Source organism: Blautia faecis, from assembly GCF_027662325.1.
Lineage (GTDB): Bacteria > Bacillota > Clostridia > Lachnospirales > Lachnospiraceae > Blautia_A > Blautia_A faecis.
The window spans coordinates 33,323-59,867 of record NZ_JAQDKY010000015.1 but is presented as its reverse complement, the minus strand read 5'-3'; the positions used below and the strand labels follow the sequence as shown (position 1 = coordinate 59,867).

The following is a 26,545-nucleotide window of genomic DNA, read 5'->3' as shown; positions in this document are numbered from 1 at the left end:
TTGTACAGAAGGATGAATTTATGGAAATTAGGGAAAACAGGGTTGTAATATTGGGGGCAGGAATTGGTGCAATGGCAATGGGATTTGAAAATGCCAGTTGTAAAGTTGTGGCTGCTTATGAACATGATGAAAGAGCTAGAGAGCTTTATGAAAACAATGCAAAGGATAAAACATATAAAATAGGGGAGCTTGATTATAATAATTTTGAAGAAATACCTGATATGGATATCTTAGCATGCGATTTTCGTAGAGGACTTTCTTTTACGAGTGCAGGTATGGGGAAAACACATCATTTTAGAAATGCGGTAAAGGCAGTTATCGAATTTAAACAGCCTAAAAAGGTTTTCTTTCTTGTTCAGTGTGGTTATGCTAGATTAAAACCTTTTAAAGCATTATTAGACTATTTAAAGGATGAAGGTTATAATTATAGTTATAGAATTATAAATACCGAGGGTTCTACTGGATTACCTATTAAGGAAGATTGTGTTTATCTTATAGGTACTAGAGATTCATCAGAATGTGAGTTAAAATTTCCTGATTTTGAAGAACAAAGTATATGTTCGATAAATGAAATATTAGAAAGTGATGAGGTGGATGGGTATTATTATAAAGTCAATTATGAGCAGATTGACAAGAAAATTAGAAAAAATACATTTTTGTGCTGGGAAAAAAATCAATATGTAGAGGCTAATTTAGCAGATACAAATTTACGAAAAATCCCATTGATATGTAACAATGGAGTCATTAGAAAAATAACCCATCGGGAATTTGCAAGATTGAAGGCAATTCCAGATAGTTTTAATCTTGATATAAGTAATAAAGCATGGATGTATAGACAATTGGTGTATAGCCCGAATGTGGAAATTGTAACTCAGATAGCGAAAAAACTAGGAAATACAGAAGAAAATTTGTTACGAACGTCTTATGTGGTAAGGGAGGATGTGTTTGCTGATATATTTAGAAAATATCTTTTTAAAAAGTGTCAAAGTGTAAAAATTGGAAAGAGTGTGGATTTTGAATGCAATGTGCAGGGAAAAGATATTTGTTTTGAATTAAAAATTTATAATAGTAATTATGCTATTGAAAAAAATATAGAGCGAGCTTGCGCATACTTGGTGTCTTTAAAAGCTAAGGAAGATCTGATATTAGTTGTTGGGAATATTGTTTCAAAAGAAATAGTAGAAAAATATTTCGAAAAATATAAAATCCATATTTGGACCTTAAGTAATATACTTTGGTTGTTTGAAGAATATCCGGACATTAAGAATGAGTTCATTTCTTTGCTAACGTACAGTGTGGATGATTTGAAATTAGAAAAGCCTTGTCATTCTTTATTTCAAGAACAGAGGAATATAAAAAATGAAGGTACATGGAAGTCCAAGTTGTTAGCTATCAAACCTGGAAAAGGAGAACGTTCTAAAGAATATGAGGACATTTGTATAGAAATATTAAAAAATGTGCTTGGTGAATATCTGGGATTATGGAAAGTTCAGGAGTCTTCAAATAATGGCTTATATCGTTTTGACTTATGTTGTAAAATAAAAAATGGTGTAAATCAAGATTTTTTTGATACAATTAAAAATTATTTTAATACAAAATATATAGTGTTTGAATTCAAAAACTATGAAAAAGAAATAAGTCAAAAGGAAATATACACAACAGAAAAGTATTTATATGAAAAGGCTTTAAGACGTGTTGCAATAATTATATCAAGAAAAGGAGCTAGTAAGAATGCTCTTTCAGCAGCAAGAGGATGTTTACGTGAAAATGGAAAATTAATTATGTGCTTATCTGACCAAGATTTAATTGAGTTAATCAATATTAAAGAAAAAGAAGAACAACCAACAGCAGAATTTTTTGAGGTAATGCTAGACGATTTATTAATTCAATTAGAAAAATAAGAGATAAAATAATTGTTTAAGACTTCCCACACCAACAATAAAAATTCATTTGGTATGGGAAGTTTTATAATAGTTACAAGTATGTAGCGTTTTTGCTCACGTAGTACCAGAAGGTACGGGTGGATACGGCGTAATACCAGTAATTTCCTATGCGGGTAACTGTGGAAGTAGTTCCGCTGCTGTTTAATTTCCGGATCTTGCCAGTTTTGGCATCTAAGACAGCAGCCTGATTCCTTTTATTAGACACGTAAAAGTAACGGTCCTGAACCTGGGGTGATGGGAATTCCAGATTGTAGGATTTGGAGATCGTCTTCTTATTGGCCTTGCCGTTGATGTTTACACTGTAAATTTTGTAATGGGTGGTGTATCCGCTGCAGGTGCTATAGAAGATTTTGTTTCTATAGGGAATCATGGTGGTAAAACTGTTCTTGGTCTTATATATGTGGAGATCCAGGATTTTGCGCGCTTTACCGGTGCCATCGGCATTTTTGCAGTAGACATAGCCTATGTCATCCTGGTAGACCAGGTATTTGCCATTGGTATAGATGAATGTGGCAACGCTTATATATTGTGGCTTAAAATCGAGGATCACCTGGGTCGCCCCTGTCTGGCAATCCTGACGGCACACCTGGAAAAGAGGGCTTCCCTGCTCATGGTTATAGTAATAGGAATATCCGCCAATTTCCACCGGATCGCCGTACCCATTGTGGCAGACCCGCACCCATGTTCCCGGAGACGCTGCCTGGGTTCTCACTGGAAAAGATATTCCAAGGAGCATGGTAAGCAGCATGGAAAAAGCTAAAAGTGTAAGTGATCGCTTAAATGATTTTCGCTCCATTTTCTATTATTGATTGACAAAATCATATAGAATAGATATAATATGTTCACCAGAAAAGCTGGAAGGTAGACACTTTCTACCCGATCCTGTTATATTGGGCGTTGACTATTGAGATAGCCGTTCCGCAACTTTCCGAGGGTTAGGACGGCTATTTCTTATGTATGGCAAATTCTAGAATAGAAACAAGTAAAATACCTGCGGTTAAAATAACCATAAATTCTTCATAGGTTGAAAAATGAGTAAAAATAAGGAGCTGAAAAATGATGAACGGACTCAGCCAAAAACGATATCTCGAACTCCCCCTCCCAACCGAAGACGATCCCCGCTCAGATCAGCAACGAATCCTGGATAGCCTGGCGGCAGCAGGTGTGGAAGAGCGAGTTCATATACCTGTCCACATTTTGCGGGAGTTATACCCCTTGCTTGACAATGCAAAGTGGAAAATAACGGTTTCCCTTGCCTGGAATGGGGACAACTGGGAAATGGTGGAGATAGAGGAAGGAGATACCACCGCGCAGCATTATGGGCTGGCGGTGGATCTGGGAAGTACCACTGTGGTGGCGAGACTTCTGGACTGCAACAGTGGAGAGATTTTGAAGGAAGTCAGCTGCTTCAATAAGCAGATCCAGTGGGGGACAGATATTCTGTCCAGAATTTTTTACTGTAAAGATAATAGGGAAAAGCTGGAAGAAGTGCGGCGGGCTACGGTGGAATCCATTTGTGAATGCATGGATAAGTTGGATGCAAGCCACTCCGCGCTCTCCATGGTAATCGCGGGCAACACCACCATGATTCACTTCCTTCTTGGAATGGATTCCTTTTGCGTTTTCTACACTCCACACGCAGTTCATGCCGACTGCCCCGGCTTTCAATTGGCGCGCGATCTGGACATTCCGCTGAAAGGCTACGTTTATTGTTACCCTGCCAAGTCAAACTACCTTGGTGGCGATATTATCAGTGGCATGATTGACACTGAATTATACAAGAAAAACGAGATCAGTGTTTTCTTCGACATCGGAACCAACGGCGAGCTGGTGATTGGAAATAAAGAATTCCTTCTCTGCGGCGCAGGCGCAGCAGGTCCGGCACTGGAGGGCGGTGTGGTGCGCACCGGAATGCGGGCGGAGGCTGGAGCTGTGGATGAAGTGAAGATAAGAGATGGAAATATTTATGTGCATGTGATTGGAAGCCATAAGGAAGACTCAGGAAGCCATGAGAAAAATTCAGGTAATCATGAGGAGAATTCATCGGGGGAAGAACCTCGGGGAATCTGCGGTTCCGGCATCATAGATCTGATCGCAGAGCTTTTTCTGGAGGGCTGGATCGACATCCGCGGCAAGCTTTCTCCGGAAAAAAGCCCTCTTATCCAGGAGAGAGACAACCAGCTCTGTGTGGAATATGCCCCAGGTCTGTACTTCTACCAGAAAGACATTGACGAATTCATCCGCACCAAATCCGCCGCTCACACCATGGTGGAGATCATGCTCCGTGAATCCGGTCTTGACTTAGACCAGGCTGACCGCTTCTACGTGGCAGGAGCCTTTGGCAAACACGTATCCAAAGAGTCTGCCATCACCATCGGCATGTATCCCGACATGGATCGCGACCACATTATCAACGCTGGAAACTCCTCACTGGAAGGAGCTCAGAAGCTTCTTTTAAACCGGAGTCTCCTCACTGACATCGACCAGATCCTGGAAGAAATGGTTTATATTCAGTTCGCCGAAGTGGAGGATTTCCTGGAATTAATGGTAGCGGCACAGGCATTGCCACATACAGATTATAAGCGGTATCCTACGGTTATGGAGAAGCTGAAGGAACGACAAAAAGATATAAAATTATGAGATGATTGTAAAAAATATCTAAATTTATAGTAATTTAGCACAAAATATGCTATACTATCCCCAAACCAACAGACAGGAAGTGTACGAAATGACAGCACCCAAGAAACCACCAATTACGAAAAGTTTCGGATACGCATTTGAAGGAATTTTCACCTGCATCCGCAAGGAACGGAACATGAAGATCCACTGTATCATGGCAGTCCTGGTAGTGATCGCAGGCATCATCCTGAAGCTTTCCCCAGTGGAATGGTGCATCTGTCTTGGCCTTTTCGGACTGGTGATGGCACTGGAGTTGGTGAACACCGCCGTAGAATCCGTGGTGGATCTGGTGACCAGCGAGTACAAGCCCCTGGCGAAGATCGCCAAGGACACCGCAGCAGGCGCCGTCCTGATCGCCGCCATCATGGCCGCCATCGCCGGACTGATCATTTTCGTACCTAAAGGGCTGGTATTTCTTGGACTTTTATGAGAAGTCCGATCTGCTGAAAACGAAAATCCCACAGGGAGTTGGCAGATATAGCTGTAAATAAGAAAGGAGCACACACTATGGAACTTGGAGAAGGCATCAAAAAAATATTACTTGCAGGAATCGGCACTGCAGCAGTGACCGCAGAGAAATCCAAAGAAGTTCTGGATGAACTGGTAAAGAAAGGTGAGCTCACTGTAGAACAGGGCAAGGTCCTCAATCAGGAACTGAAGCACAATATCAAAGAGAGCGTGAAGAAGAACGTAAACGTAACTCTGAAGCCATCCAACCCGGACGAGCTGAAGGAAGTCCTTGGCAAAATGACTCCGGATCAGCTGGCCGCCCTGAAAGAGCAGATCAGCAAGATGCAGGCGAAAGACGTAGACGCAGAGGAGACTGCCGAAGAAGAGGAAGAGGCAGAAGAAGTGGAGGAAGCCAAAGAAGAATACGAGGACGACCCTCAGGAATAAGCAATAACATTTTCCGAAAAAGAAATAGTATTGCCTTGTTTAAGAAGTGCAGCAGGAAATCCTGAACGGCATTGCAGAACGAAATAAAGAAATTTATGAAGGCAGGATGAGGAGAAAGAGTACCCGAATCCTGCCTTTTCAGTAAGGGGAACAGACATGGGTGTGACAAAGAATGACAGTACGATGAAGTCAGAAGCAGACCAGGCACAAAGAAAGAATCTGGAAGCAGAAATCCAACAGGGTAAAAATGAGAAAAGCAGTACAGCTGGTAAGAAGTCAAATGGCAAAGACACCGGCACTTATAAAGAAAGGCTAAAAGAAATTACAGTCGTCCTCCACAAGCATGCCATCACCCGAGGCGTCTCCCCGGAGAAGCTCCGCCTCATTCTCACAGATCTCGGCCCCACCTTCATCAAGCTGGGACAGATCATGTCCATGCGTTCCGACATTTTGCCCAAACGCTACTGCGACGAGCTGATGAAGCTTTGCTCTGATGTAGACCCTATGCCATTTGCGGAAGTAGAAGAAGTCCTCCGGGAAGCCTTCGGCTGTCCCTGGCAGGAAGAATTTCAGGAAATCCAGGAGAAGCCCCTTGGCTCAGCCTCTATCGCCCAGGTACACCACGCCGTCCTGAAAACTGGCGAAGAAGTTGTGATAAAGGTTCAGCGAAAGGGCATCTACGAGATCATGGCCCGCGATATCGGCCTGATGAAGAAGGCGGTGAAGCTCCTTCCCCCTGTAAGCATCAAGGAAGCGGTAGATCTGAATCTTGTGCTGGAAGAGCTGTGGCGCGTCACCCAGGAAGAGATGAATTTCCTGACGGAAGCAGCCAACATGGAAGAATTTTCCAGGAAAAATAAAAATGTGGCATTTGTAAAAACGCCTATTCTTTACAGGGAGTATACCACAGCCAGTGTCCTTGTTATGGAATACATCGACGGTATTCCCATCGACCATAAGGAAGAGCTTCTCGCAGGCGGCTATGACCTTGATGAGATCGGCAGCAAATTTGTGGATAATTTTATCAAGCAGGTTATGGACGACGGCTTTTTCCACGCAGACCCCCATCCTGGAAATGTGATGATCCAGGGCGGCAAAATCGTGTGGATCGATATGGGAATGATGGGACGGCTGAATGATCGTGACCGCGAGCTGATCGGGCAGGCTATCGAAGGGGTGGCACTGAATGACATTGGAAAAATTCAGGATGCAGTGCTGGCACTTGGAGAATTCAAGGGGAAACCCAATCAGAGCCGCCTTTACACAGACATCCGAGACCTTATGGCGAAATACGGCACCGCAGATTTTGGCGAAATCGATATCGTAGAAATCCTCACAGATCTGATGGACGTAATGAAGGAGAACAAGATCGTCATGCCCCATGGCCTTACCATGCTTGCAAGAGGACTGACGCATATGGAAGGGGTACTGGCAGATATCAGCCCGGAGATCAATATGGTGCAGATTGCAGCAGCCCGCTTGAAGGGAAACCTTCTGGATGAAGGAAACTGGAAGAAGCAGATGAAGGGCACCGGGAAAAAGCTGTATCGCTCCATGCTCCGCGCCGTGGATATCCCTGCGCTGGCAGCAGATTTCCTGCAGGGCTGCATGAAGGGCCAGACCAAGATCAATCTGGACCTTCACGCCTCCGATGACCTGGCGTGGCTGATGCGCCGCCTGATCCGGAACATCGTGCTTGGTCTTTGGGTCATGGCACTTCTGATCAGCTCCAGTATTATCTGCACCACAGACATGACACCGAAAATAATGGGAATTCCGGCTTTTGGAGTGCTGGGGTACTTTGGGGCACTGGTGATTCTCATGTACCTGTTTATCAAACACTTTATGAAAAAGTAGTGGAAAAAACCAGTGGGAAAATCGGGTTAAGTGGATAAAATTACCAAACTTTGCCGGAAAGGCCAGAAAGAAACCTGGGGGGGTTGACACTAATAGGGCAGGGTGGTATTTTATTAAGAAGACTGGAATGGTGAAATTTGTCGAAATTGGAAAAAAAGGAATAAATAATACCGCTGACGCATGAACGGTGGTTACAGATCCAAAGAGAGAGGTGACCCAAAGATGCCTGAGAAAAATCATAAACGGGAAGCGTTGGCGGGAAAAAAATAAATTTAGATAAGTTATAAATATAAGACAAAAAATAGATTTTGCCATTGCATTTTAGAGAATGGAAGGCTTCTGTCAGCTGTATTTACCTAAGCTGAACGGAAGAAAAGTACTTGGGAGGGAAAAGGAAAATATGTATCGGAAGGACTCAGAGGGCTGGTTAAAACATGGGGATTTTATTGCTCTGGATATGATCTGTCTGCAGCTGGCATTTATTTTGGCATATGCATTCCGCGGGTACGGATTCAATGTGTATGGAGATATATTGTATCGAAATATGGCAATATTCCTTGGATTTGCAGACCTGGTGGTGATCTTCACCTCCGGCACCATGAAAAGCGTTCTGAAAAGAGGTCACTATAAGGAATTTGTCTCCACCTTGAAAAATGCTGTGATAGTAGGTGCTCTTGCAATCGCTTATCTGTTCATAATCCAGGAAGGCCAGAGCTTTTCCAGAATGATCCTGATTACCACAATTGTGATCTACCTGATCCTCACCTATGCCATAAGAGAAATCTGGAAAAATTCCTTACATAAAAAAATGGAAAACGGCGGCGACAAGAAGCTGCTGATCATCACCTCCAAAGCGGTAGCGAAGAACGTAGTGCACAGCATGCAGGAAAACAATTATGCCAGATATTCCCTTGCCGGAGTGGTTGTGATCGATGAGGAATGTACCGGTGAGAAAATCTGTGGCGTCCCTGTTGTGGCAGGCGAAAGTGACGTGCCTATGTACGTCTGCCAGGAGTGGATTGACGAGGTGCTGATTGTCATCTCCGAAGATCTGCCATACCCGGATGGGCTTGTCGATAAGCTCACCGAAACCGGCGTAACCGTTCATCTGAACCTTGCAAAAATCACCAACCAGACTGGCAAAAGACAGTTTGTGGAAAAAGTTGGAAGCTATACAGTTCTGACCACAAGTCTGAACTATGCATCCTTCGGACAGCTTTTCCTGAAGCGCCTGATGGATATCTGCGGCGGACTGGTTGGCTGTATTTTCACAGGAATCATTACCATCTTTGTTGGCCCCGCCATCTACCTGGCATCCCCGGGCCCGATTTTCTTCTCCCAGGAACGTGTAGGAAAGAACGGAAAGAAATTCAAAATGTACAAATTCCGCAGCATGTATATGGATGCGGAAGCGCGGAAAGCCGAGCTTATGAAAGAGAACAAACTGGGCGATGGCAAAATGTTCAAGATGGATTTCGACCCAAGAGTAATCGGAAATAAGGTGCTGCCGGATGGGTCGCATAAGACCGGGGTGGGAGATTTTATTAGAAGGACGAGTCTGGATGAGTTTCCGCAGTTTTTTAATGTGCTCAAGGGGGATATGTCCATTGTAGGGACGAGACCGCCGTTGATTTCGGAGACGAATTTGTATGAACCGCGACATAAAGCGAGACTTGCAATCAAGCCGGGAATCACCGGTATGTGGCAAGTCAGTGGGCGAAGCGATATCACGGACTTCGAAGAGGTTGTGAGACTGGATAAGGAATATATTGAAAATTGGGATATTGGGTTGGATATTAAGATTCTTTTGAAGACGGTGATGGTGGTTGCGAAGAAAGACGGGTCGATGTGATTGCTTTTAATTAAAAAATAGATAAGTTATATTATAATGTAGCAATACCAGGCCAAAAGGTAACAGGAAAAAGTGTTTGGGGAAAAGAAATTGTTGCGATAAAAACAAAAAAATGAGGATGGAATAGAGGAATGGATTCAAAAAAAGAAGTACAGCATGTGTATCTGGTTGGCGCCAAAAGCCTCGGAGCGTATGGAGGATATGAGACGTTTGTCTATAAGCTCACAGAGTACCACCAGAGCAAAGAGAATATTAAATATCATGTTGCCTGTAAAGCCAATGGTGATGGCTGCATGGACGAGAACAAATTTGAGGGTGTGACAAAGATTAATGACCACGAATTTGAATTGCACAATGCTCATTGCTTCAAAATTGATATTCCTCAGATTGGACCTGCACAGGCAATTTATTATGATGTGGAAGCACTAAAGGCTTGTTGTGAGCATATTAAAAAGAATCATATTCCGCATCCAATTGTCTACATAATGGCTTGTCGTATCGGACCTTTTGCAGGTCATTTCTACAGAGAAATCCATAAGCTGGGAGGCACTGTGTACCTGAATCCGGATGGACACGAGTGGATGAGAGCAAAGTGGTCTGCGCCGATTCGAAAATACTGGAAGATTTCGGAGCAGATGATGGTCAAATACTGTGACCTAGCTATCTGTGACTCTGTGAATATCGAAAAGTATATCCATGAGTGCTATGACGGGAAAGGGATTAAAGGAAGAAATCCGAAAACTACGTTTATCGCTTATGGTGCAGATTTAGCACTCAGTAAGCTGCCAGATGACGATGAAAAACTGATGAACTGGTATAAGGAAAAAGGACTGACGAAGAAGGGATATTATCTTGTTGTTGGTCGCTTCGTACCGGAAAACTCTTTTGAAGTTATGATTCGAGAGTTTATGAAGAGTAAGAGCCAAAAGGACTTTGCTATCATCACAAATGTAAATGCTAAGTTTCTGAACGAATTGGAAGAAAAATTGCATTTTAAAAGCGATAAAAGAATCAAATTTGTTGGTACTGTTTATGATCAGGAATTGCTCAAGAAGATTCGAGAAAATGCTTATGCATATTTTCATGGTCATACCGTTGGAGGCACAAATCCATCGCTGATTGAAGCACTTGGTAGTACGGATTTGAATTTGCTGGTTGATGTTGGGTTTAATAGAGAAGTAGCAGAAGATTGCGCTTTATACTGGAGTCGTATGAATGGAAATCTGGCTAAGCTGATTGATAAGGCTGACCTGATGACTGCAGATGAAATTGCAGAGATGGGGAAAAAGGCCAAAAAGCGTGTGGCAGAAGAGTATACGTGGGACAAAATCTGCGGACAGTATGAAGATGTGTTTTTAATAAATGCAAAGTAAATGGATAGAAAGGAATTTGCTTATGATAATAAATGACGGAAAAAACACGTTGACTGAAGAAAGAAAAGCTAATGCGATACATAAAATTTTATTCAAAACGATTTACAGAAAAAAAGACGGACATTGGCGAGCTGAGTATTTGAAGAAACATCGAGTATTTCATGTGATGGGAGACAATTGTTATTTTGAACCGACTTATTTGCCAGCGGATGCATGTTTGATTTCGATTGGAAATAATGTTCGAATTGCGGCAAATGTTTCGTTTGTTACCCATGACATTTTTGGACAGATGTTTTCAGCATCTCCGCAATATAAAGACAAGGGAACATTTCGTGCACATTTTCAAACGATAACGATTGGAAACAATGTGTGCGTGGGGGGGGAGCAACAATAATGCCTGGAGTAGTAATTGAGGATAATACAATTATTGCTGGCGCAGCAGTTGTTACGAAACGTGTTCTTTCCGGAACAATTGTTGGAGGAAATCCTGCGAGAGTGATTGGATATGTAGATGATCTTGTGGAAAAAAGATTGAATTTCAAGGAACCGTTCTGGAATTCAACTAGAGAAGAACTGGAAAATTTCTATTTTTAAAGGTTGGAGTAAACGATGCAAAAAGGAATGGAGATAAAAAAGAATAAGCACTTTGAGCATATTAGAGCATTTTCGGTTCTGGCAGTCATTACGATTCATACAATGTATTCGGCACTTTTGCAATTTGGTGAAGGAGCATCAGTTGCGGAAAAGAGTATGTACCGATGTGTGATGAATATGATGTGGTGGGCTGTGCCTTGTTTTTTGATGATGACAGGATCCTTATTGCTTGATTCGAATCGAAAAGTACCTTTAAAAAAGCTATACAGGAAGTATATTCTCCGTATGCTACTTGTATTGCTTATCTTTGGGGGTGCTTTTTCTTGGATGGAATTGTTTTTTGACTCCAGAACACTAGAACTCGGGCAGATATTACAAGCTGCATATAATGTGTTAACAGGAAATACTTGGGCACATATGTGGTATCTATATTGTCTTCTTGGACTTTATGTGTTGTTGCCAATGTATAAGATTCTTGCAGATTATGCGTCTGATGCGCAACTGAGATATATTCTTGTGATTTTATTTTTATTTGGATCGATTTTTCAGTTGTTGAAACTTTGGAAAATTAATCTAGGGTTTTATTGTCATATCAATACAATCTATCCGTTCTGGCTTCTTATGGGCGCGGCATGGAATCGTGGAATGTTTAAGCGTGAAAAAAATTTTAATGTTGTGCTTGTAATGGTTTCATCTGGGCTACTAATCTTTACTTCTGTGCTGTGGGAAGGATTTGGTGTGCCACTCAGTTCATTATTTGGATATGATTCAGTGCTGGTTGTGATACAGTCAATTGGACTTTTTTCGCTATTTAATTCCATGAACATAGAGAGTAAGCTAGATCAAGTGTTGTCAGAAATTGGGGAGAAGTCGTTTGGAATCTACCTGATCCACATGGTCATAATTAATTTAGCATATAAGCTATTCAAGTTTAATCCATTTGCTGTGAGTTTCGCAATGGGAGGAATGATCCTCGTTATCGTGAACCTGGCACTTTCTTACATGATAGTTACAATTATGAAGTATTTGCCAGGAATTAAAAAGATTATATAAGGAAGCATACAAAGATGAATGAACTAATTAGTATAGTTGTCCCAGTATACAATGTGGAAAAATATCTCGGTACTTGTGTGAAGAGCATCTTAAAACAAACATATAGCAACATAGAAGTTATTTTGGTGGATGATGGGTCAACCGATTGCAGTGGGAAAATGTGTGATTACTACATGGGACAGGATGAACGTATAAAGGTTATCCATAAAAAAAACGGAGGTCTATCTGATGCAAGAAACAAAGGAATTATACAGGCAGAAGGAGAATATATTACGTTTATTGATAGCGACGATGTGGTGAGTTCAGATTATGTAGAGTATTTGTACAACATTCTAGAAGAGAATGATGGGGACATCGCAATTTGTGATCCAGTACATTGCTATCCGAATGAGAAAATTGTTTTTGAGCAGGAAACTTTTAAGCGCGTTTATAAAGCAGAAGATGCAATCGTAGAAATGTTGTATCAGAAATCTTTTTTGGTTGCGGCCTGGGGGAAATTGTACAAAAAAGACTATTTCACTGAAATCGAATTCCCAGAAGGAATGCTGTTTGAAGATAGTGCTGTAATGTATAAGATTTTCGATAAAGCAAAGAAAATCGTTTATGGTAATGCAAAGCTTTATGGATATATGCACCGCGAGGGAAGCATTACCACAAAAGAGTTTTCAAAGAGAGACTGTGATATTTTGACAATTTGTCAGCAGTTAACGGAATACATGTCAAACCGAAGTGAAAAACTGCAGAAGGCAGCACGTTCCTATCAAACTGCAGCTGCCTTTCGAATCTATATGAATGCGCCACGCAATGGAGTGTTTGATTCTGAAATTCAGACTAGTGAGCAATTTCTAAAAATTAATTTTAAACTGGTCATGCAGGATTCATGTATTCGGAAAAAAATGAAAATGGCTTTATTCATGTATATGTTTGCTAGACCAATAATGCCAATGGTTTATAAAAAAATTAATCGATGGAAATAAAAACGGAGGACATAAAATTATGAAAGTTATCGCATTTTATCTGCCACAGTTCCATAATATTCCTGAAAATGATGAATGGTGGGGGGATGGATTTACTGAATGGGTCAATGTAAAAAAATCGAAGCCATTATACGAAGGACACTACCAACCACGTGTACCACTAAATGGAAATTATTATAATCTCCTGGATGATAATATAAAAAAATGGCAGGTGGATCTTGCAAAAAAATACGGCATATATGGTTTTTGCTACTACCATTACTGGTTTAGCGGTCATATGCTGCTGGAAAAGCCAATGGAACAGATGCTAGCTAATAAGGAAATTGATTTACCTTTTTGTGTTTGTTGGGCAAATGAACCTTGGACAAAGGCTTGGGTTGGAGATGCAAAAAAAGTATTAATCCCACAAAATTATGGCAGAGAAAAAGAATGGAGGGAGCATTTTGATTACTTGCTGCCGTTTTTTAAGGATGAACGCTATATCACCGTGAATGGAAGACCTTTGTTTGTTTTATACAGACCGGAAATTGTTGGTTGTTTGAACGAAATGCTGGATTACTGGAATAAGCTTGCAAAAGAAAATGGTTTCGAAAATGGCTTTTGCTTTGCATATCAGAATATAGATTTTGATTTGACAAAAGATAAAGATGATAGTCGATTTGATTTGAATATTGAATTTGAGCCACTATACGCATATAGAGATATGTTTGCAAATCAGCATAAATATCTGAAAGCAATTCGCAGAAATGTTTCGAATTGGGTGGGTAAACATTTTGGTATTGACTTACTGCACTATGGAGAGAATTTCTTTAATAAAAATAAGCCGCTCAGTTATGATAAGGCGTGGGAAGCAATCCTGAAAAGAAAGCCTGAAAGCGAGAAAAATGTTCCAGGTGCCTTTGTTGGTTTTGATAACTCGCCTCGAAGAGGAAATGAGGCCAAGATATATGATGGAGCAACACCGGAAAAGTTTGAAAAGTATATGACGAAGCAGGTAAAGCGAGCCAGAGAGGTTTATCATTCTGATATGCTCTTTATAACTGCATGGAATGAATGGGCAGAATGTGGATATTTGGAACCAGATGAGAAATATCAGTATGGGTATCTTGAGGCGATTAAAAACGCTTTGATTACAAACAGAGAATGGGAAGAATAAAATGCACGCAGTAAAAGAAAGCATAAAGTTCGCAAGAGACATTATTGTGGCAATCTACTCCTTAGTCTTGATCGTAGGATTCAAATGCAAAAAAAAAGTGAAAGCTTGTATACTAGTAACAAATGGAATGGGATATGGAGGAGCACCGCTGGTGCTTCTGGAAGCGGCAAAAGTTTACCAAAAGAATGGGTATAAGGTGATACTATATACAGAATTTTATGGAGACTTGATTAAAGTTTGCCGAGATCAAAAAATTGAAGTTTGGATTGTGCCAAGAGGATGGAAGATGCTATCAAAATTGGTGTTGAGTTGCAAGTTTCAATTTGCATTTGTTAATACGGCCGTAATGTACAAATGGGTCGAGTTATTTGAAAAAAATAATTTTCCGACAATTTGGTGGCTTCATGAAGGTGATTCCTACATTGATCCAATCGCAGCCGAAATGCCCACTCATGTTGCATCGAGTACAATGGTTTTGGCAGTGAGTGACAGAACAACCATGGCATTGGCGAAAAACGGCATCCAGTATAAAACACGGATGCTTTACTATGGACTGGATGATCTGGCAGAAAATGAAGAGCCCATTGCACAGATGAATGGTAAAAAAATTTATACATTTTTGGTAATGGGAGCTATATGTAGCCGGAAAAATCAGCTGTTTGCCATTCAAGCCTATAATCTGTTGCCGAAGAAAATTAGAGCGGCTAGCAAACTGATGTTGGTAGGTACTCCTTTGGATGAGAAGGATCCATATTATATAGAATTTTTGCGCGTTGTGAAACAGTATCCAGAAATCGATTACATTCCTCGAGTTGAACGAAGCGAAATCCCTGCATTGTATCGGCAAATCAATGCACTGATCTGTTGCTCAATTGACGATCCGTTGCCAGTAGTTGTTACAGAATGTTTTATGTTCGGGAAAAACGTGATTATCAGTTCTGGTTCAGGGCAGTACTACATGGTAAAAGATGAATATGATGGTTATTCTTATCTTGAATCGGATGTGAATGCGTTGTGCAAAAAAATGATATCGGCATGGAGTGCTAGAGATGACAAAGCAATGGGAGAACATGCGCGAAATCTGTATACCAGCAAGTTTACTACACGTGTATTCGAGGAACGCTTGATGTCGTATACAAACGAATTGATTGTAAATTGGAAAGGTGTATATGTAGATGAAGCAAATTAAATTGAAGGTTACATATATTCAGATATTTTTCTTATTATCTATTTTTGTGACCTTTTTGCCAAATGGACTGATTTATGCGAGCGGTAAGGCGGCGCAGATTGTACGCGTGATATACTTGGTACAGTTTTTTATTTATAGCGTGACTATTTTTTTATGTGCGAAAAAGAGCTTGAGATTGATTAAGGCACCTGTCATTGGATTTATGGTGTGGGGAATAATCTTACTACTGGTTACAATCAATTATACAAAGGATTTAATGAAAGTATTTCGTGCTGCTGTTTATCTGCTCGGGATTCTTACAATTTTTTTAATTGTGTCATATATGTTCTCATATCAGAGTGAAAAAGTATTTCTTATGATATATAGAATATTTACCGTTTTTTCCTTTTTCAATTTGGCAACGGTTATTCTGGCACCAAATGGATTGTTCTCCTATGGATGGCAAGGAGCAACGTATTGGTTTGGCGGAAAATTTATCACGTTCTATATGTATTATATATGGCTGTGTTTGTACTCAATAAAGAGACGTAATCGAAATATCATAGCGTTTGTTTTGCCTTTGGCTGCAGGGATATTTATGTGTACAAGGATAAGGTGTTCAACTGGTATTGCATGCATATGCGTAACAGTACTCCTGATTCTGGGAAGAAAAATTGTTGTAAGAATTAAACCGTGGATGCTAATTACAATTGTATTAGGGATTACCACAGTAATGATATTTTCAAATGTTCTCTTTAACAATCCGATGATTCAATATTTTGTTGTAAATGTATTGCATCGTTCCAGTGTGATGACTGGTCGCGTTGAAATCTATAATGCTTTTCTAAAAATCATGAGAACAGATATTTGGCTTGGGGCAGGATATGATAATGCAATCATAATGCAGAATACAACTTTAGGATATCTGAATGCTCAAAATGGTATTTTGGATGTAATTACTCAAACAGGTCTGATTGGATTGATTCCCTTTGTTTACACAATTTATGCTTTTTTGAACGTTGGATATGGCTATTTTAATAACATTGAGAATCAGTTGGCAGCGATCTTTTTAATAGGCTTCTTTTTTTGTTCATTCGGTGAGATTAGCTTTAACTCATACTTCTTCTTTTTATTGGCACTGGTTAGCGGTGACCTATCCAAAGTGGTAGGAAAAAGGCTGGGGTTACACGTGTCGCTAAAGACAAAGTAAAAAAGATGATAAGGAGGTTTTCATGAGAGTACTATTGTCGGCATTTGAATGCAATCCGATGTTTGGTTCTGACCCTTATGTTGGTTGGTCCTGGGTAAGTAATATGGCCAAGACCAATGAAGTTTATGTGTTGCTTCGAATCGATCATAAGCCTTATATTGACAAGTATTGTGCCGAAAATAAGATAGAAGGCTATGAAAATATTCATTTTATTTACTTACCAAGCTCAGAGTTATTTGGAAAAATTGTATATAAATTTAATAAGCAACTGGCAGTGGTAGGGCAATATTATATGTGGCAAAAAGCTGCATATAAAGAGGCAAAAAAACTTCATACAACGAAACAGTTCGATGTAGCCCATGTTATTTCAATTGCAGATTTTCGCTTTCCAGGATATCTTTGGAAATTGAATATCCCCTTTATTTTTGGTCCGGTAGGTGGAGCGCAAGAGACACCAGAGTGTTTAAGTGACTATATCGAGGGCCATGAGAAGAACGAAAAATTTCGTGCGTGGATGAATAAACTCCTAATTATGCTACCGAATTATAAAAAGGCATTATCACACGCAGATTTGATTTATTGCTCAAATGCAGAAACTGAAGAAGTAATTAGGAAGAAGGTTAAGTATGCTGATCAGGATAAGGTATATCGACTGACAGAGTTGGGTATAAATGACGATTACTTGAGAGAAAGAGAAAAACTTCTTCATGACAATTCAAGAGAGATACATATACTGGTATCGGGCAGATTAATCTATCGAAAGGGAATTGAGCTTTTACTAGATTCAGTGAATCACCTAGAGACAAGTAGACCATATATTGTAGATATCTATGGGGAAGGAGAACAGAAGCAATTCTTAAAAAATAAGGTTCGAGCGTATAAGTTGGAGAATCGGGTCTTTTTTCATGGCAATATTCCATTTGCGGAGATGCAGGAACAATATAAGAAGGCGGATGTATATTGCCTGCCGTCGTTAAGAGAGACAACCGGAACAGCCGTGTTTGAGGCTATGGCAAATAAACTGCCTATTGTTGCATTAAATCAAAACGGCGTAAAAGACATTGTTCAGAATGACTGCGGAATTTTGGTAAATGTTTGTTCGAAAGAACAAGTGATGGTAGATTTAGCAACAGCATTAAGGAAATTGATTGAAAATGACTCAATGAGACAAGCTATGGGAGAAAATGCTTTTAGGAAAATCAAAAAAAATTATACTTGGTCGCAGAGAGTCTGTGCGATGAATGAAATCTACAGAGAATTGGTAAATAACTATGAGAAAAAAATATGATTCACTTAATGGAATGAGGGCATATGCAGCAATTGCAATTTTAGCAATGCATGTATTGGAAAATTCGGAATATACCGGCATAGCAAGTACAGTTTCTACTAAAGTAGATCTACTGAAATGGTTGATCTATTTATTCATGATTATTAGCGGTTTTTCTTTGTGTTGTGGATATTATGAAAGAATTCTACATCAGTCTATTTCAATTGTAGAATTTTATAAAAAAAGATATAAAAAGATATTACCGTTTTTTGCATTGTTAGTTTTTATGGATTGCATGACGAATCTTAGTTTAAATTCAGTCATTGAAGGAATTGCAGATATTACTCTTGTATATGCCTTATTACCGAATGCAAGCATTTCGGTACTTGGAGTGGGCTGGTTTTTGGGAATAGTATTTTTATTTTATATGATTTTTCCTTTTTATTGTTTTTTGATGAGAAGCAAAAAAAATGCTTGGCTGACATTTGTAGTGTGTGTTTTTTACAATTTAAGTGAACAACTTTATTTTCTTGATAGTAGTCATGTTGTGGAAGGGTATCAGAGCCATACGAACTTCCTGTTTTGTTCCATGTTTTTTTGCGCTGGTGGTCTGGTTTATCTTTACAGAAGCGAATTTATGACGTACGTCAAAAAGCACAGATACGGCTATTTGTTGGTTATATTGTTGATGACTATTGCAAGTATTTACGCTTGGCCACAGATATCCGGTTTGGTGGAGCCATTTGTTTGCCTGATTGTTTTTGGTTTATGGGTCATTTATGCAATAAGCGTTGAAAGTATTGTATTAAATAATAAATGTGTAACATTTATTTCTGGAATCTCGTTGGAAATTTATCTGTGTCATATGTTTGTATATCGGATTTTGGAAAAAATGCATATCCTATATATTTTGGGGAGAGGCTATTTAGCCTATGTGTCAATGGTATTTATGACATTATTTGGATCAATCTGTGTAAGCCTATTATCCCAAAAAGGAATTGCGAAAATAGAATCAGTGGTAAAGAGGATATGTGAACCGAAATAATCGAGTGGTAAAAAAAGAAAGGAAAAAAATGGGTAATTATAAGTATTTGGCGAAAAACATCGGTGTTTTGGCGCTTAGTAACTTTGCAACAAAATTGCTAAGTTTCTTTTTGGTTCCACTTTATACCAGTATATTAACAACGGAGGAATACGGAACCTATGATTTGTTTGCTACAACGGTTTACTTGTTAGTTCCGATTTTGACTCTGAATATTCAAGATGCTACGATTCGTTTTTCGTTAGACAAAAATTATGAGAAAAAGGATATTATATCCATTAGCTTGGATATATTTGGAAAAGGGTTAGTTATATTACTAGTATTTTCTGCGGTAAATCATGTAGCTAATTTGTTCCCAATTTTCAATGATTATTTGTTAGTGTTTGTTCTGATGTATATTTTTCAGGCACTTGTAGGTATTATGATAGCGTTTGCGAGAGGATGCGAAAAAATCACAGAGATATCCATTGCAAGTGTACTTGGTTCGGTTGTTTTTATTGGATTAAACATCTTGTTCTTGGTTGTTTTTAAGTTGGGCTTGATGGGCTATTTCCTCTCCAGCATTCTAGGGAATCTGTCGCAGGTGCTCTATCTGACAAGAGTTACCAAAACATGGAGATATCTCAGATTTCGGGGAATAAATAAAGATACGGAAGGCAGCATGCTTAAATATAGCTGTCCTTTGATTGCAAATACGGTGGCTTGGTGGATTACAAATGCATCGGATCGCTATGTGGTAATGTGGTTATGTGGAACTGCTGCAAACGGAATTTATTCAGTTGCATATAAGATTCCATCAATATTGAATATTTTGCAATCAATTTTTACGCAAGCGTGGACGTTGTCGGCTGTCAAAGAATTTGATCCAGAAGATAAAGACGGATTTTTTTCGAATATGTATAACGGCTTTAATTGTCTGATGGTACTTGCATGCAGTTTTTTGATCTTGAGTGACAAGTTCTTTGCAAGAATTCTGTATGCAAAGGATTTTTATAAAGCGTGGGAATATGTACCATTCTTATTGATTTCTATCGTGTTTGGTGCTACCGCAGGGTATATAGGAGGAATCTTTTCAGCTTTAAAAGAAGCAAAGATGTTAGCGCAATCGACTACAATTGGTGCAGTAGTCAATATTATTTTGAATATTGTTTTAGTATCTATGGTCGGAGCAATTGGTGCTGCTGTCTCAACTGCAATCTCCTATATTGTTGTTTGGGGAATTAGATTGTGCTATATGAGAAGGTATTTGCAGGCAAAACTATATTTGAAGAGAGACATTGCATCATACATATTGTTAGTTATTCAGGCTGTTTTATTGTTGCTGATTCCGAGTGGTTGCATAATGTATATGATTCAAATAGTATTGTTTATAATGCTGATCGGATTCTATCGTAAGGAAGTTTTAATGCCATTGAAGGTATTAAAGTCTAAGGTTAAGTCGTGCTGATGAGCAACTTTTCGTATTCCAGAAAGTATAATCTTGAACGGAGAAAATATATGAGAGAAATTTTATTGGATGAGTTAAAAGATAGACAGATTGCAATTTTAGATGTCGTAGATGCTTTTTGCAGAGAAAATAATATCAATTATTGGCTTGATTCAGGAACGTTACTGGGGGCTATAAGACATGGTGGATATATTCCGTGGGATGATGACATTGATATTGGAATGTTGCGCCCAGATTATGACCGGTTCTTGGCGATGTTTAATAAGTTCAACAAACAGTATCAGGTGTTTTCTGTTGAAAACGATATAAATTTTCCATATCCATTTGGAAAGGTGTTGGATACCAATACGGTTCTATATGAGCCAAATGAGCAAGGAGTGAAGTTGTCTATCAATATTGATATTTTTGTGTATGATAATGCACCAGAAGACGATAAATTGGTGGAGAGGATGTACCGAAAAAGAGATTTTTATAATAAAATCTATCATTTTTTGTTGTATAAAACAAAATTAAGGAACGTTGGCAAAGTGGGATTCGTAAAAAATTCAATAAAAGCAATATGCGGCAAAGTGTCACCTTGTTTTATTTGCAGAAAAATTGTCAGAAATTCAAAAAAATATAGCACGCAGGAGACCAGCTGGGTAGGAAATTTTCTAGCTACTACCAAAATAAAAGCGTCGAAAGAAATATTTGATTCCTTTGTTGAGGTAGAGTTTGAGGGGAAAAAATATAAAGCACCTGCAGGATGGGATCAGTGGCTGACCTGCTTTTACAAAAATTATATGGAGCTGCCACCGATAGAAAAGCGTGTTTCTCATCATTTATTTAAAGCTTATATTGATGTGGAATGAAAGAAGGACGATTCGATTGTAAGGAGAGGAAATGCACCGGTTTTTACACTACCTTGCATCGGACATTTACGCACTTCAATCAGGCTGTGTGCAGTGACATCCACGATCACTTCAGCATCTACTTCGTGGCGTGCTTCCTTTATGCATGCTTTATCAAGACAGCTGGCACGATAAGGACAACCGGTACAGTCGGAGTGCATATGCTCCTTGACATGATCCGGTTTTGAAATAACAGCTAGATGAACGTTGTCATGACCTTTTTGAGCACTCTGCTTTTTCCCGGAAGATTCACGGAGATTGCGATCCTTTTTAACAGTCGGCTTCTTAAGTCCGTCAGATGAAGGTGGCTTGAAACTGTTTTTGAGTTTTGGTTTAACTGCTCTTTCAGTTCTCGGATGGTCTGGTTCAGACTTGTAATTTCAGCAGAAAGCTCAGCAATGTGAGCACTTTGTTCTTTGTTTTGCTTCATCAGAAAACGAACGAATTCTTCTGTGATATTAACTGGCATTCAGACCACCTTCTTTCCGCGTTTTTTTATATTTCTGTTGTAACGGAAATGCCGTAAAAAAGCTAACCAGAAAAAAAGATACATGGCAAAATGACGGTGGATAAGTATAAAATTTGAAGATACAAATGGTAATAAATATATTTAAAATCGTCCTATAAGGCGAAAATAACGCAGGTAATAGGATGCTGCTTCCGATTTATCCACAAGGATGATAAATGGATCGGAAAGCATCGATTTTAACAACAAAGTAACTGCAGATCAGACGGAAAAATTTTTTTCAATTCTCTGTTTTGCACAACAAATGTTTATTTAGAACCCAGGTGGATTCTGAACAGATACCAAACTTATTAAATTGTGAGTTAATTCTCAGTTAAGTAAATGTCTCAAAAGTAAAGGAAGATAATTATGCTTTAATCTGTGATTATTCTGGGGCAGCATATGAATATTTGCAATTAAATCGTCCTATAGGTTATGTGTTGGATGACTTAAATGAATATATTTCTGGATTTGTGGTTGAAGATATTCATCAGCTTATTGAGGACATGAAATATATGACTTTGAACAATAAAAAAATTTTATTATGGATGTAGTGAATCACAATGATAAATATAAAGAAAAAAGAATAAAAGTAAGAGATTATATTTATAAATATCATGATGGACATTCTTCGGAGCAATTGGCTAAATTGCTAAATTTATAAAATGATTTCGTACATATGTTACAAGGGAGAAGAGATTAATATCAGAGTATATATTTTTGTTTGATATGGATTCAACAATTACCAAGGAAGAAGTGTTACCAACGATTGCACAAAAAATTAATAGAAATGCAGAAATGAGAAATTTAACAGAAGCAACAATGCGTGGTGAAATTCCTTTTCGCACTTCTTTTTTAAGAAGAGTAGAGATATTAAGTGATATTCCGGTTAGTGAAGTTAATGATATAGTTTCTGATATTCCACTGAATTCAAATATTGTAGAGTTTATAAAAGAAAATAGAGAAAGATATTATGTTGTTACAGGAAATTTAGATGTTTGGATTAGCAGATTAATGAAAAAAATTGGAATAGAAAATCATTGTTATTGTTCCAAAGCAGAAGTGGTAAACAATCGTATTTCAAAGGTTATAAGTGTTGCTGATAAAGAACGGATTGTCAAACAATTTGTACAGCCAATGGTTGCAATTGGAGATGGAGATAATGATTCTGGCATGGCGAGATTATCGGAGGTTGCAATAGGGTTTGGTGGAGTTAGAGCAATTGCACCGTCATTGTTTAGAAATATTAATTTTGCGTTTTATGGTGATTGAAAATGCGCAGAATTTTTATGGGATTTATTATGAGGGAGGATATGTAAATGAAAAAGTATCATATTGGTTATACGTGTGGTGTTTTTGATTTGTTTCATGTTGGACACTTGAATCTTTTAGAAAGATGCAAGGAGATGTGTGATATTCTTATTGTTGGTGTTTGTGATGATAAGTATGTGACAGATATCAAAAAGAAGCAACCTGTATATCCAGAAAATCAGCGAGTACGAATCCTCAATGCATTGAAAGTTGTTGATTATGCGGAATTGGTAACAATTGAAGAAACCGATGATAAGATGCTTGCGTTGAAAAAATTCAAATTTGATGTTTTGTTTTCGGGAGATGACTGGAAAGGCTCTGCGAGATACTTGCGGACAGAGAAGCAGTTTGCAGAATATGGGGCATCAATTGAGTATTTATCATATACAAAAGGCATCAGTACTACTGATATTAAGAAAAGGATAGAAACTGAGAAGTAAAAATAATAAGTGGGGATAATAGGATGATATTTAATAAGGCAGATATTTTGTTACCGGCATTAGATAGCTATAGTAAATGGGCTGTTGTTGCTTGTGATCAATTTACATCACAGCCAGAATATTGGGAACAGGTGAAAAAACTTGTAGGGGACGATGTGTCTTCATATCATTTGATTTTACCAGAAGCAGAATTATCAATAAATGATTCTGATAGAATTGTTGAAATAAATAAAACAATGGAAGAATATTTGCAGAAGGGTATTTTTAATGTTTATGAAAATTCATATGTTTATGTGGAAAGAGAATTAAACAATGGCGTTATTCGCAAGGGAATTGTCGGTGTAATAGATTTGGAAGATTATGATTATACACCAACAGCAAATACAGGGATTCGGGCAACAGAAAAAACTGTTGTAGATCGCCTCCCACCAAGAGTGAAAATTCGAGAAAATGCGCCGCTGGAGCTGCCGCATATATTGCTTTTATGTGATGATCCAGAGCATCAATTATTAGAATCAATTGAAACAATAAAAGACAAATTGCCAGTGTTATATGATTTTAATCTGATGCAAGACGGGGGCCATATTACAGGACGATTAGTTCAGGGAGAAGCTGTTTCTTTATTTGATAATGCTTTAGAAAAATATTTACAAGAAACAGAGAAAAAGTATCAGAATTTAGATGAAGATGCAATGTTCTTTGCTGTTGGCGATGGAAACCATTCACTGGCTGCTGCGAAAAAGTGTTATGAATTGCGCAAAGAAGAATTTGGCTCACAGATAAAAGCAAGATATGCGTTAGTTGAATTAGAAAATTTGCAGGATGAAGCACAGAAATTTGAACCAATTCATAGATTGCTAAAATATGTAGACGTACAAAATTTATTAAAAAATATGCGTGAACAAATATGTGTAGAATACAGCAAACATAAGATTGAATACTATGCGCAGGATGATTGCGGTACGTTGTATTTAGATGAACGTCTCGGTGAACTTACTGTAGGAATTTTGCAAAATTTTTTGGATGACTATGTAAATAATAGCAGTATTCTTGTGGATTATATTCACGACGATAGTGTTTTGAAACAGTTGAGCAATAATTCTGATACGATAGGTTTCCTTTTATATGCAATTGATAAAAAAAGTTTATTTCAAGGAATTATTAAAGACGGTGCATTGCCACGGAAAACATTTTCTATGGGGCATGCTCAAGAAAAACGATATTATATGGAATCAAGAAAAATTATGTGAGGTGTAATAAGATGAAAGCATTAATTTTGGCAGCAGGGTATGGAAAAAGACTTCGTCCAATTACAAATACAATTCCAAAATCTATGGTAGAAGTAAATGGAACGCCATTGCTTGAAAACGCATTAAATAATTTATACAGTATTGGTGATATTTCAGAGATAGGTATCGTAGTTGGACATATGGCAGATTATATTAAATCGCATATCGGTATGGAATGGAGAGGTATTCCAATCAAGTACTATGAGAACAAGCGGTATTTGGAGACAAACAATATTGTTTCGTTATATAAGGCAATAGATTTTTGTGATGAAGATATGTTAATGCTGGAATGTGATATCTTTTATCATAAAGAAATGCTAGAAGCATTAAAGGCGGGAAAAGGAGAATGCTCTATTTTAGTATCACCATTTAATAAAGATACCATGGATGGTACAGTCATAGAAGTAGAAGGTGACGTTGCAAAGGCACTTATATTAGGTAAATGGCAAGGAATGGAGTTTGATTATACCAATACTCGAAAAACAGTTAATATGTATAAATTTAGCCGTGATTTCGTCGAAAAGAAATATATGCCGTTAATTAAGTGGTATGTTAAGAACATGGGAGAAAATAGCTATTACGAGAAGGTGCTAGGAAGTTTGTTATATTATAGAGAATGCGATGCACGTATAGTTGAAGTTCCAGAGAACATGTGGTGTGAAATTGATGATGCTGATGACTTAGAAAGAGCTAGAAAACAATTTAATGAAAATTTGTAATCATTCAGTGGGAAAGGGAATTTAAAATATGAGTCATAATAAATGGGAGGGGGTACCGCAGTAGTTCCCAGAAAAATCTGATATTAGGAATAATAACTGTCATATTGGCGATACTGCTGGGAATTCTTTTATGGATGAATAGCGTCAGTGAAGACTAGAAATCAGCAGAATTTTGGGAACTCAACAAGAAGCTTTTGGAGGAAGAGCAAGAAAAAAAGAGGCACTGAAGCAGATGATAGCTTTTTTCAGAAACTAGTAGATGGCTTTGATGTGAATGTGCTAGTCGTAGGTAATTCAATTGCAGAAAATGGTTAGGGTGAAAAAGGTTGGTGCACCCTTCTTCAGAACAACCTGAGAAAGACCTATGGCAACAGCAACAGCGTATCTTTCACAAATGTTTCAATGGGCGGTAATGTATCCTATGCCGGTTATGTCCGAACGATGGTTCTGAATGATAATATGGAGTATGATTTGGCAATCATCTGCTACGGTCAGAATGACTGTACAGATGGTTTCTCCACGAACTATGAGTCCATCATCAGAGCCATTAGGAGCAAGTACCCGGATTGCTCCATCATTTCAGTCTTGGAATCTTCTCAATGTGAGTATACGAAGAAAATGACTATCATCCAAAGCATCTGTGAGTACTACTCTATTCCGATAGCAGATATGATGCTAGAAGGCTTTTGGGCGTGGCTTGATCAGCAGAACCCTATCCGTGGAAGCAGAATGGATAAAGCTGTCACCTACATTCAGAACCGCCGCTCCTATCTGTCCACCTATCTGGAAGACGGCCGCTGCAGTTTTTTTAATAATCTCAGTGAAAATGCGATCCGTCCGTTTACAGTAGGCCGTAAAAACTGGTTGTTCTGTGAT

Annotated in this window: 25 protein-coding genes and 2 pseudogenes; 24 read left to right on the top strand and 3 right to left on the bottom strand. The window is 38.6% G+C overall.

From position 1 onward, the window contains the following. Positions 1–20: 20 nt before the first annotated feature. Positions 21–1,901 (top strand): DNA cytosine methyltransferase, encoded by a 1,881-nt coding sequence (locus PGQ38_RS09180; protein ID WP_270431450.1) that lies wholly within the window; start codon positions 21–23, stop codon positions 1,899–1,901. 73 nt (positions 1,902–1,974) lie between these two features. On the opposite strand, the gene PGQ38_RS09175 is transcribed toward PGQ38_RS09180, so the two are convergent. After that, positions 1,975–2,739 (bottom strand): hypothetical protein, encoded by a 765-nt coding sequence (locus tag PGQ38_RS09175; protein ID WP_270431448.1) that lies wholly within the window; start codon positions 2,737–2,739, stop codon positions 1,975–1,977. A gap of 260 nt (positions 2,740–2,999) precedes the next feature. Here PGQ38_RS09175 and PGQ38_RS09170 point away from each other — a divergent pair, with 260 nt between their 5' ends. The 17 genes from PGQ38_RS09170 to PGQ38_RS09090 all read left to right on the top strand — a co-directional run bounded on the left by PGQ38_RS09170 (position 3,000) and on the right by PGQ38_RS09090 (position 21,366). Next, a complete protein-coding gene (locus tag PGQ38_RS09170) occupies positions 3,000–4,583 on the top strand; it encodes an ASKHA domain-containing protein (protein ID WP_270431444.1) in 1,584 nt (527 codons plus the stop codon). A gap of 88 nt (positions 4,584–4,671) precedes the next feature. Continuing rightward, complete coding sequence (locus tag PGQ38_RS09165; RefSeq protein ID WP_148463237.1) at positions 4,672–5,052, top strand: diacylglycerol kinase family protein; 381 nt, start codon at positions 4,672–4,674, stop codon at positions 5,050–5,052. Positions 5,053–5,129: 77 nt separating this feature from the next. After that, entirely contained in the window at positions 5,130–5,519 is a 390-nt protein-coding gene (locus PGQ38_RS09160; RefSeq protein ID WP_148463236.1) for a phasin family protein, read from the top strand. A 156-nt stretch (positions 5,520–5,675) separates the two neighbouring features. Next, complete coding sequence (locus tag PGQ38_RS09155) at positions 5,676–7,376, top strand: ABC1 kinase family protein (protein WP_270431441.1); 1,701 nt, start codon at positions 5,676–5,678, stop codon at positions 7,374–7,376. A gap of 400 nt (positions 7,377–7,776) precedes the next feature. Then, positions 7,777–9,228: a sugar transferase gene (locus tag PGQ38_RS09150; protein WP_270431438.1), complete on the top strand. Its 1,452-nt coding sequence runs from the start codon at positions 7,777–7,779 to the stop codon at positions 9,226–9,228. A gap of 131 nt (positions 9,229–9,359) precedes the next feature. Next, positions 9,360–10,601, top strand: a complete 1,242-nt coding sequence (gene cps2T, locus PGQ38_RS09145; protein WP_173717044.1) for a beta 1-4 rhamnosyltransferase Cps2T — start codon at positions 9,360–9,362, stop codon at positions 10,599–10,601. 22 nt (positions 10,602–10,623) lie between these two features. Beyond that, the gene (locus PGQ38_RS09140; RefSeq protein WP_270431436.1) at positions 10,624–10,995 is read left to right on the top strand and encodes an acyltransferase; all 372 of its coding nucleotides are present in this window, start codon (positions 10,624–10,626) and stop codon (positions 10,993–10,995) included. Next, the gene (locus PGQ38_RS09135) at positions 10,995–11,195 is read left to right on the top strand and encodes an acyltransferase (RefSeq protein WP_270431434.1); all 201 of its coding nucleotides are present in this window, start codon (positions 10,995–10,997) and stop codon (positions 11,193–11,195) included. The genes PGQ38_RS09140 and PGQ38_RS09135 overlap by 1 nt, the downstream gene beginning before the upstream one ends. A gap of 15 nt (positions 11,196–11,210) precedes the next feature. Beyond that, a complete protein-coding gene (locus tag PGQ38_RS09130) occupies positions 11,211–12,248 on the top strand; it encodes an acyltransferase (RefSeq protein WP_270431431.1) in 1,038 nt (345 codons plus the stop codon). A 14-nt stretch (positions 12,249–12,262) separates the two neighbouring features. Continuing rightward, a complete protein-coding gene (locus PGQ38_RS09125; protein WP_270431429.1) occupies positions 12,263–13,225 on the top strand; it encodes a glycosyltransferase family 2 protein in 963 nt (320 codons plus the stop codon). A gap of 19 nt (positions 13,226–13,244) precedes the next feature. Continuing rightward, the gene (locus tag PGQ38_RS09120; protein ID WP_270431427.1) at positions 13,245–14,381 is read left to right on the top strand and encodes a glycosyltransferase WbsX family protein; all 1,137 of its coding nucleotides are present in this window, start codon (positions 13,245–13,247) and stop codon (positions 14,379–14,381) included. A 1-nt stretch (position 14,382) separates the two neighbouring features. Next, entirely contained in the window at positions 14,383–15,570 is a 1,188-nt protein-coding gene (locus PGQ38_RS09115) for a glycosyltransferase family 4 protein (protein ID WP_270431425.1), read from the top strand. Then, positions 15,557–16,759: an O-antigen ligase family protein gene (locus tag PGQ38_RS09110; protein ID WP_270431423.1), complete on the top strand. Its 1,203-nt coding sequence runs from the start codon at positions 15,557–15,559 to the stop codon at positions 16,757–16,759. The genes PGQ38_RS09115 and PGQ38_RS09110 overlap by 14 nt, the downstream gene beginning before the upstream one ends. A gap of 22 nt (positions 16,760–16,781) precedes the next feature. Next, the gene (locus PGQ38_RS09105; protein ID WP_270431421.1) at positions 16,782–18,047 is read left to right on the top strand and encodes a glycosyltransferase family 4 protein; all 1,266 of its coding nucleotides are present in this window, start codon (positions 16,782–16,784) and stop codon (positions 18,045–18,047) included. After that, the gene (locus PGQ38_RS09100; protein ID WP_270431419.1) at positions 18,031–19,071 is read left to right on the top strand and encodes an acyltransferase family protein; all 1,041 of its coding nucleotides are present in this window, start codon (positions 18,031–18,033) and stop codon (positions 19,069–19,071) included. Before PGQ38_RS09105 ends, PGQ38_RS09100 begins: the two co-directional genes overlap by 17 nt. Before the next feature lie 28 nt (positions 19,072–19,099). Beyond that, on the top strand, positions 19,100–20,515 hold the full coding sequence (locus tag PGQ38_RS09095; protein WP_270431416.1) for an oligosaccharide flippase family protein: 1,416 nt from the start codon (positions 19,100–19,102) through the stop codon (positions 20,513–20,515). A gap of 50 nt (positions 20,516–20,565) precedes the next feature. Then, on the top strand, positions 20,566–21,366 hold the full coding sequence (locus tag PGQ38_RS09090; RefSeq protein ID WP_270431414.1) for a LicD family protein: 801 nt from the start codon (positions 20,566–20,568) through the stop codon (positions 21,364–21,366). On the opposite strand, the pseudogene PGQ38_RS20595 reads toward PGQ38_RS09090, so the two are convergent. Then, positions 21,348–21,689 (bottom strand): annotated as a pseudogene (locus PGQ38_RS20595) (hypothetical protein); the annotation flags it as partial. The gene PGQ38_RS09090 and the pseudogene PGQ38_RS20595 overlap by 19 nt on opposite strands. Then, positions 21,602–21,874 (bottom strand): hypothetical protein, encoded by a 273-nt coding sequence (locus PGQ38_RS09085; protein ID WP_270431411.1) that lies wholly within the window; start codon positions 21,872–21,874, stop codon positions 21,602–21,604. The pseudogene PGQ38_RS20595 and the gene PGQ38_RS09085, both read right to left, overlap by 88 nt. 413 nt (positions 21,875–22,287) lie before the next feature. On the opposite strand from PGQ38_RS09085, the gene PGQ38_RS20590 reads away from it, so the two are divergent. From PGQ38_RS20590 to PGQ38_RS09060, 6 genes and pseudogenes are all read left to right on the top strand, one after another. Further along, complete coding sequence (locus PGQ38_RS20590; protein WP_416386747.1) at positions 22,288–22,464, top strand: hypothetical protein; 177 nt, start codon at positions 22,288–22,290, stop codon at positions 22,462–22,464. Positions 22,465–22,639: 175 nt separating this feature from the next. Next, entirely contained in the window at positions 22,640–23,182 is a 543-nt protein-coding gene (locus PGQ38_RS09080) for an HAD-IB family phosphatase (RefSeq protein WP_270431462.1), read from the top strand. A gap of 47 nt (positions 23,183–23,229) precedes the next feature. Further along, complete coding sequence (locus tag PGQ38_RS09075; protein ID WP_270431408.1) at positions 23,230–23,661, top strand: FAD synthase family protein; 432 nt, start codon at positions 23,230–23,232, stop codon at positions 23,659–23,661. Between the two features lie 23 nt (positions 23,662–23,684). Beyond that, positions 23,685–24,911 carry a DUF1015 domain-containing protein gene (locus PGQ38_RS09070; RefSeq protein ID WP_270431405.1) on the top strand — a complete coding sequence of 409 codons (1,227 nt, stop codon included), beginning with the start codon at positions 23,685–23,687 and terminating at the stop codon, positions 24,909–24,911. Positions 24,912–24,922: 11 nt separating this feature from the next. After that, a complete protein-coding gene (locus PGQ38_RS09065; protein ID WP_270431402.1) occupies positions 24,923–25,669 on the top strand; it encodes a phosphocholine cytidylyltransferase family protein in 747 nt (248 codons plus the stop codon). Between the two features lie 681 nt (positions 25,670–26,350). Beyond that, positions 26,351–26,545, top strand: a pseudogene (locus tag PGQ38_RS09060) (IS66 family transposase); the annotation flags it as partial.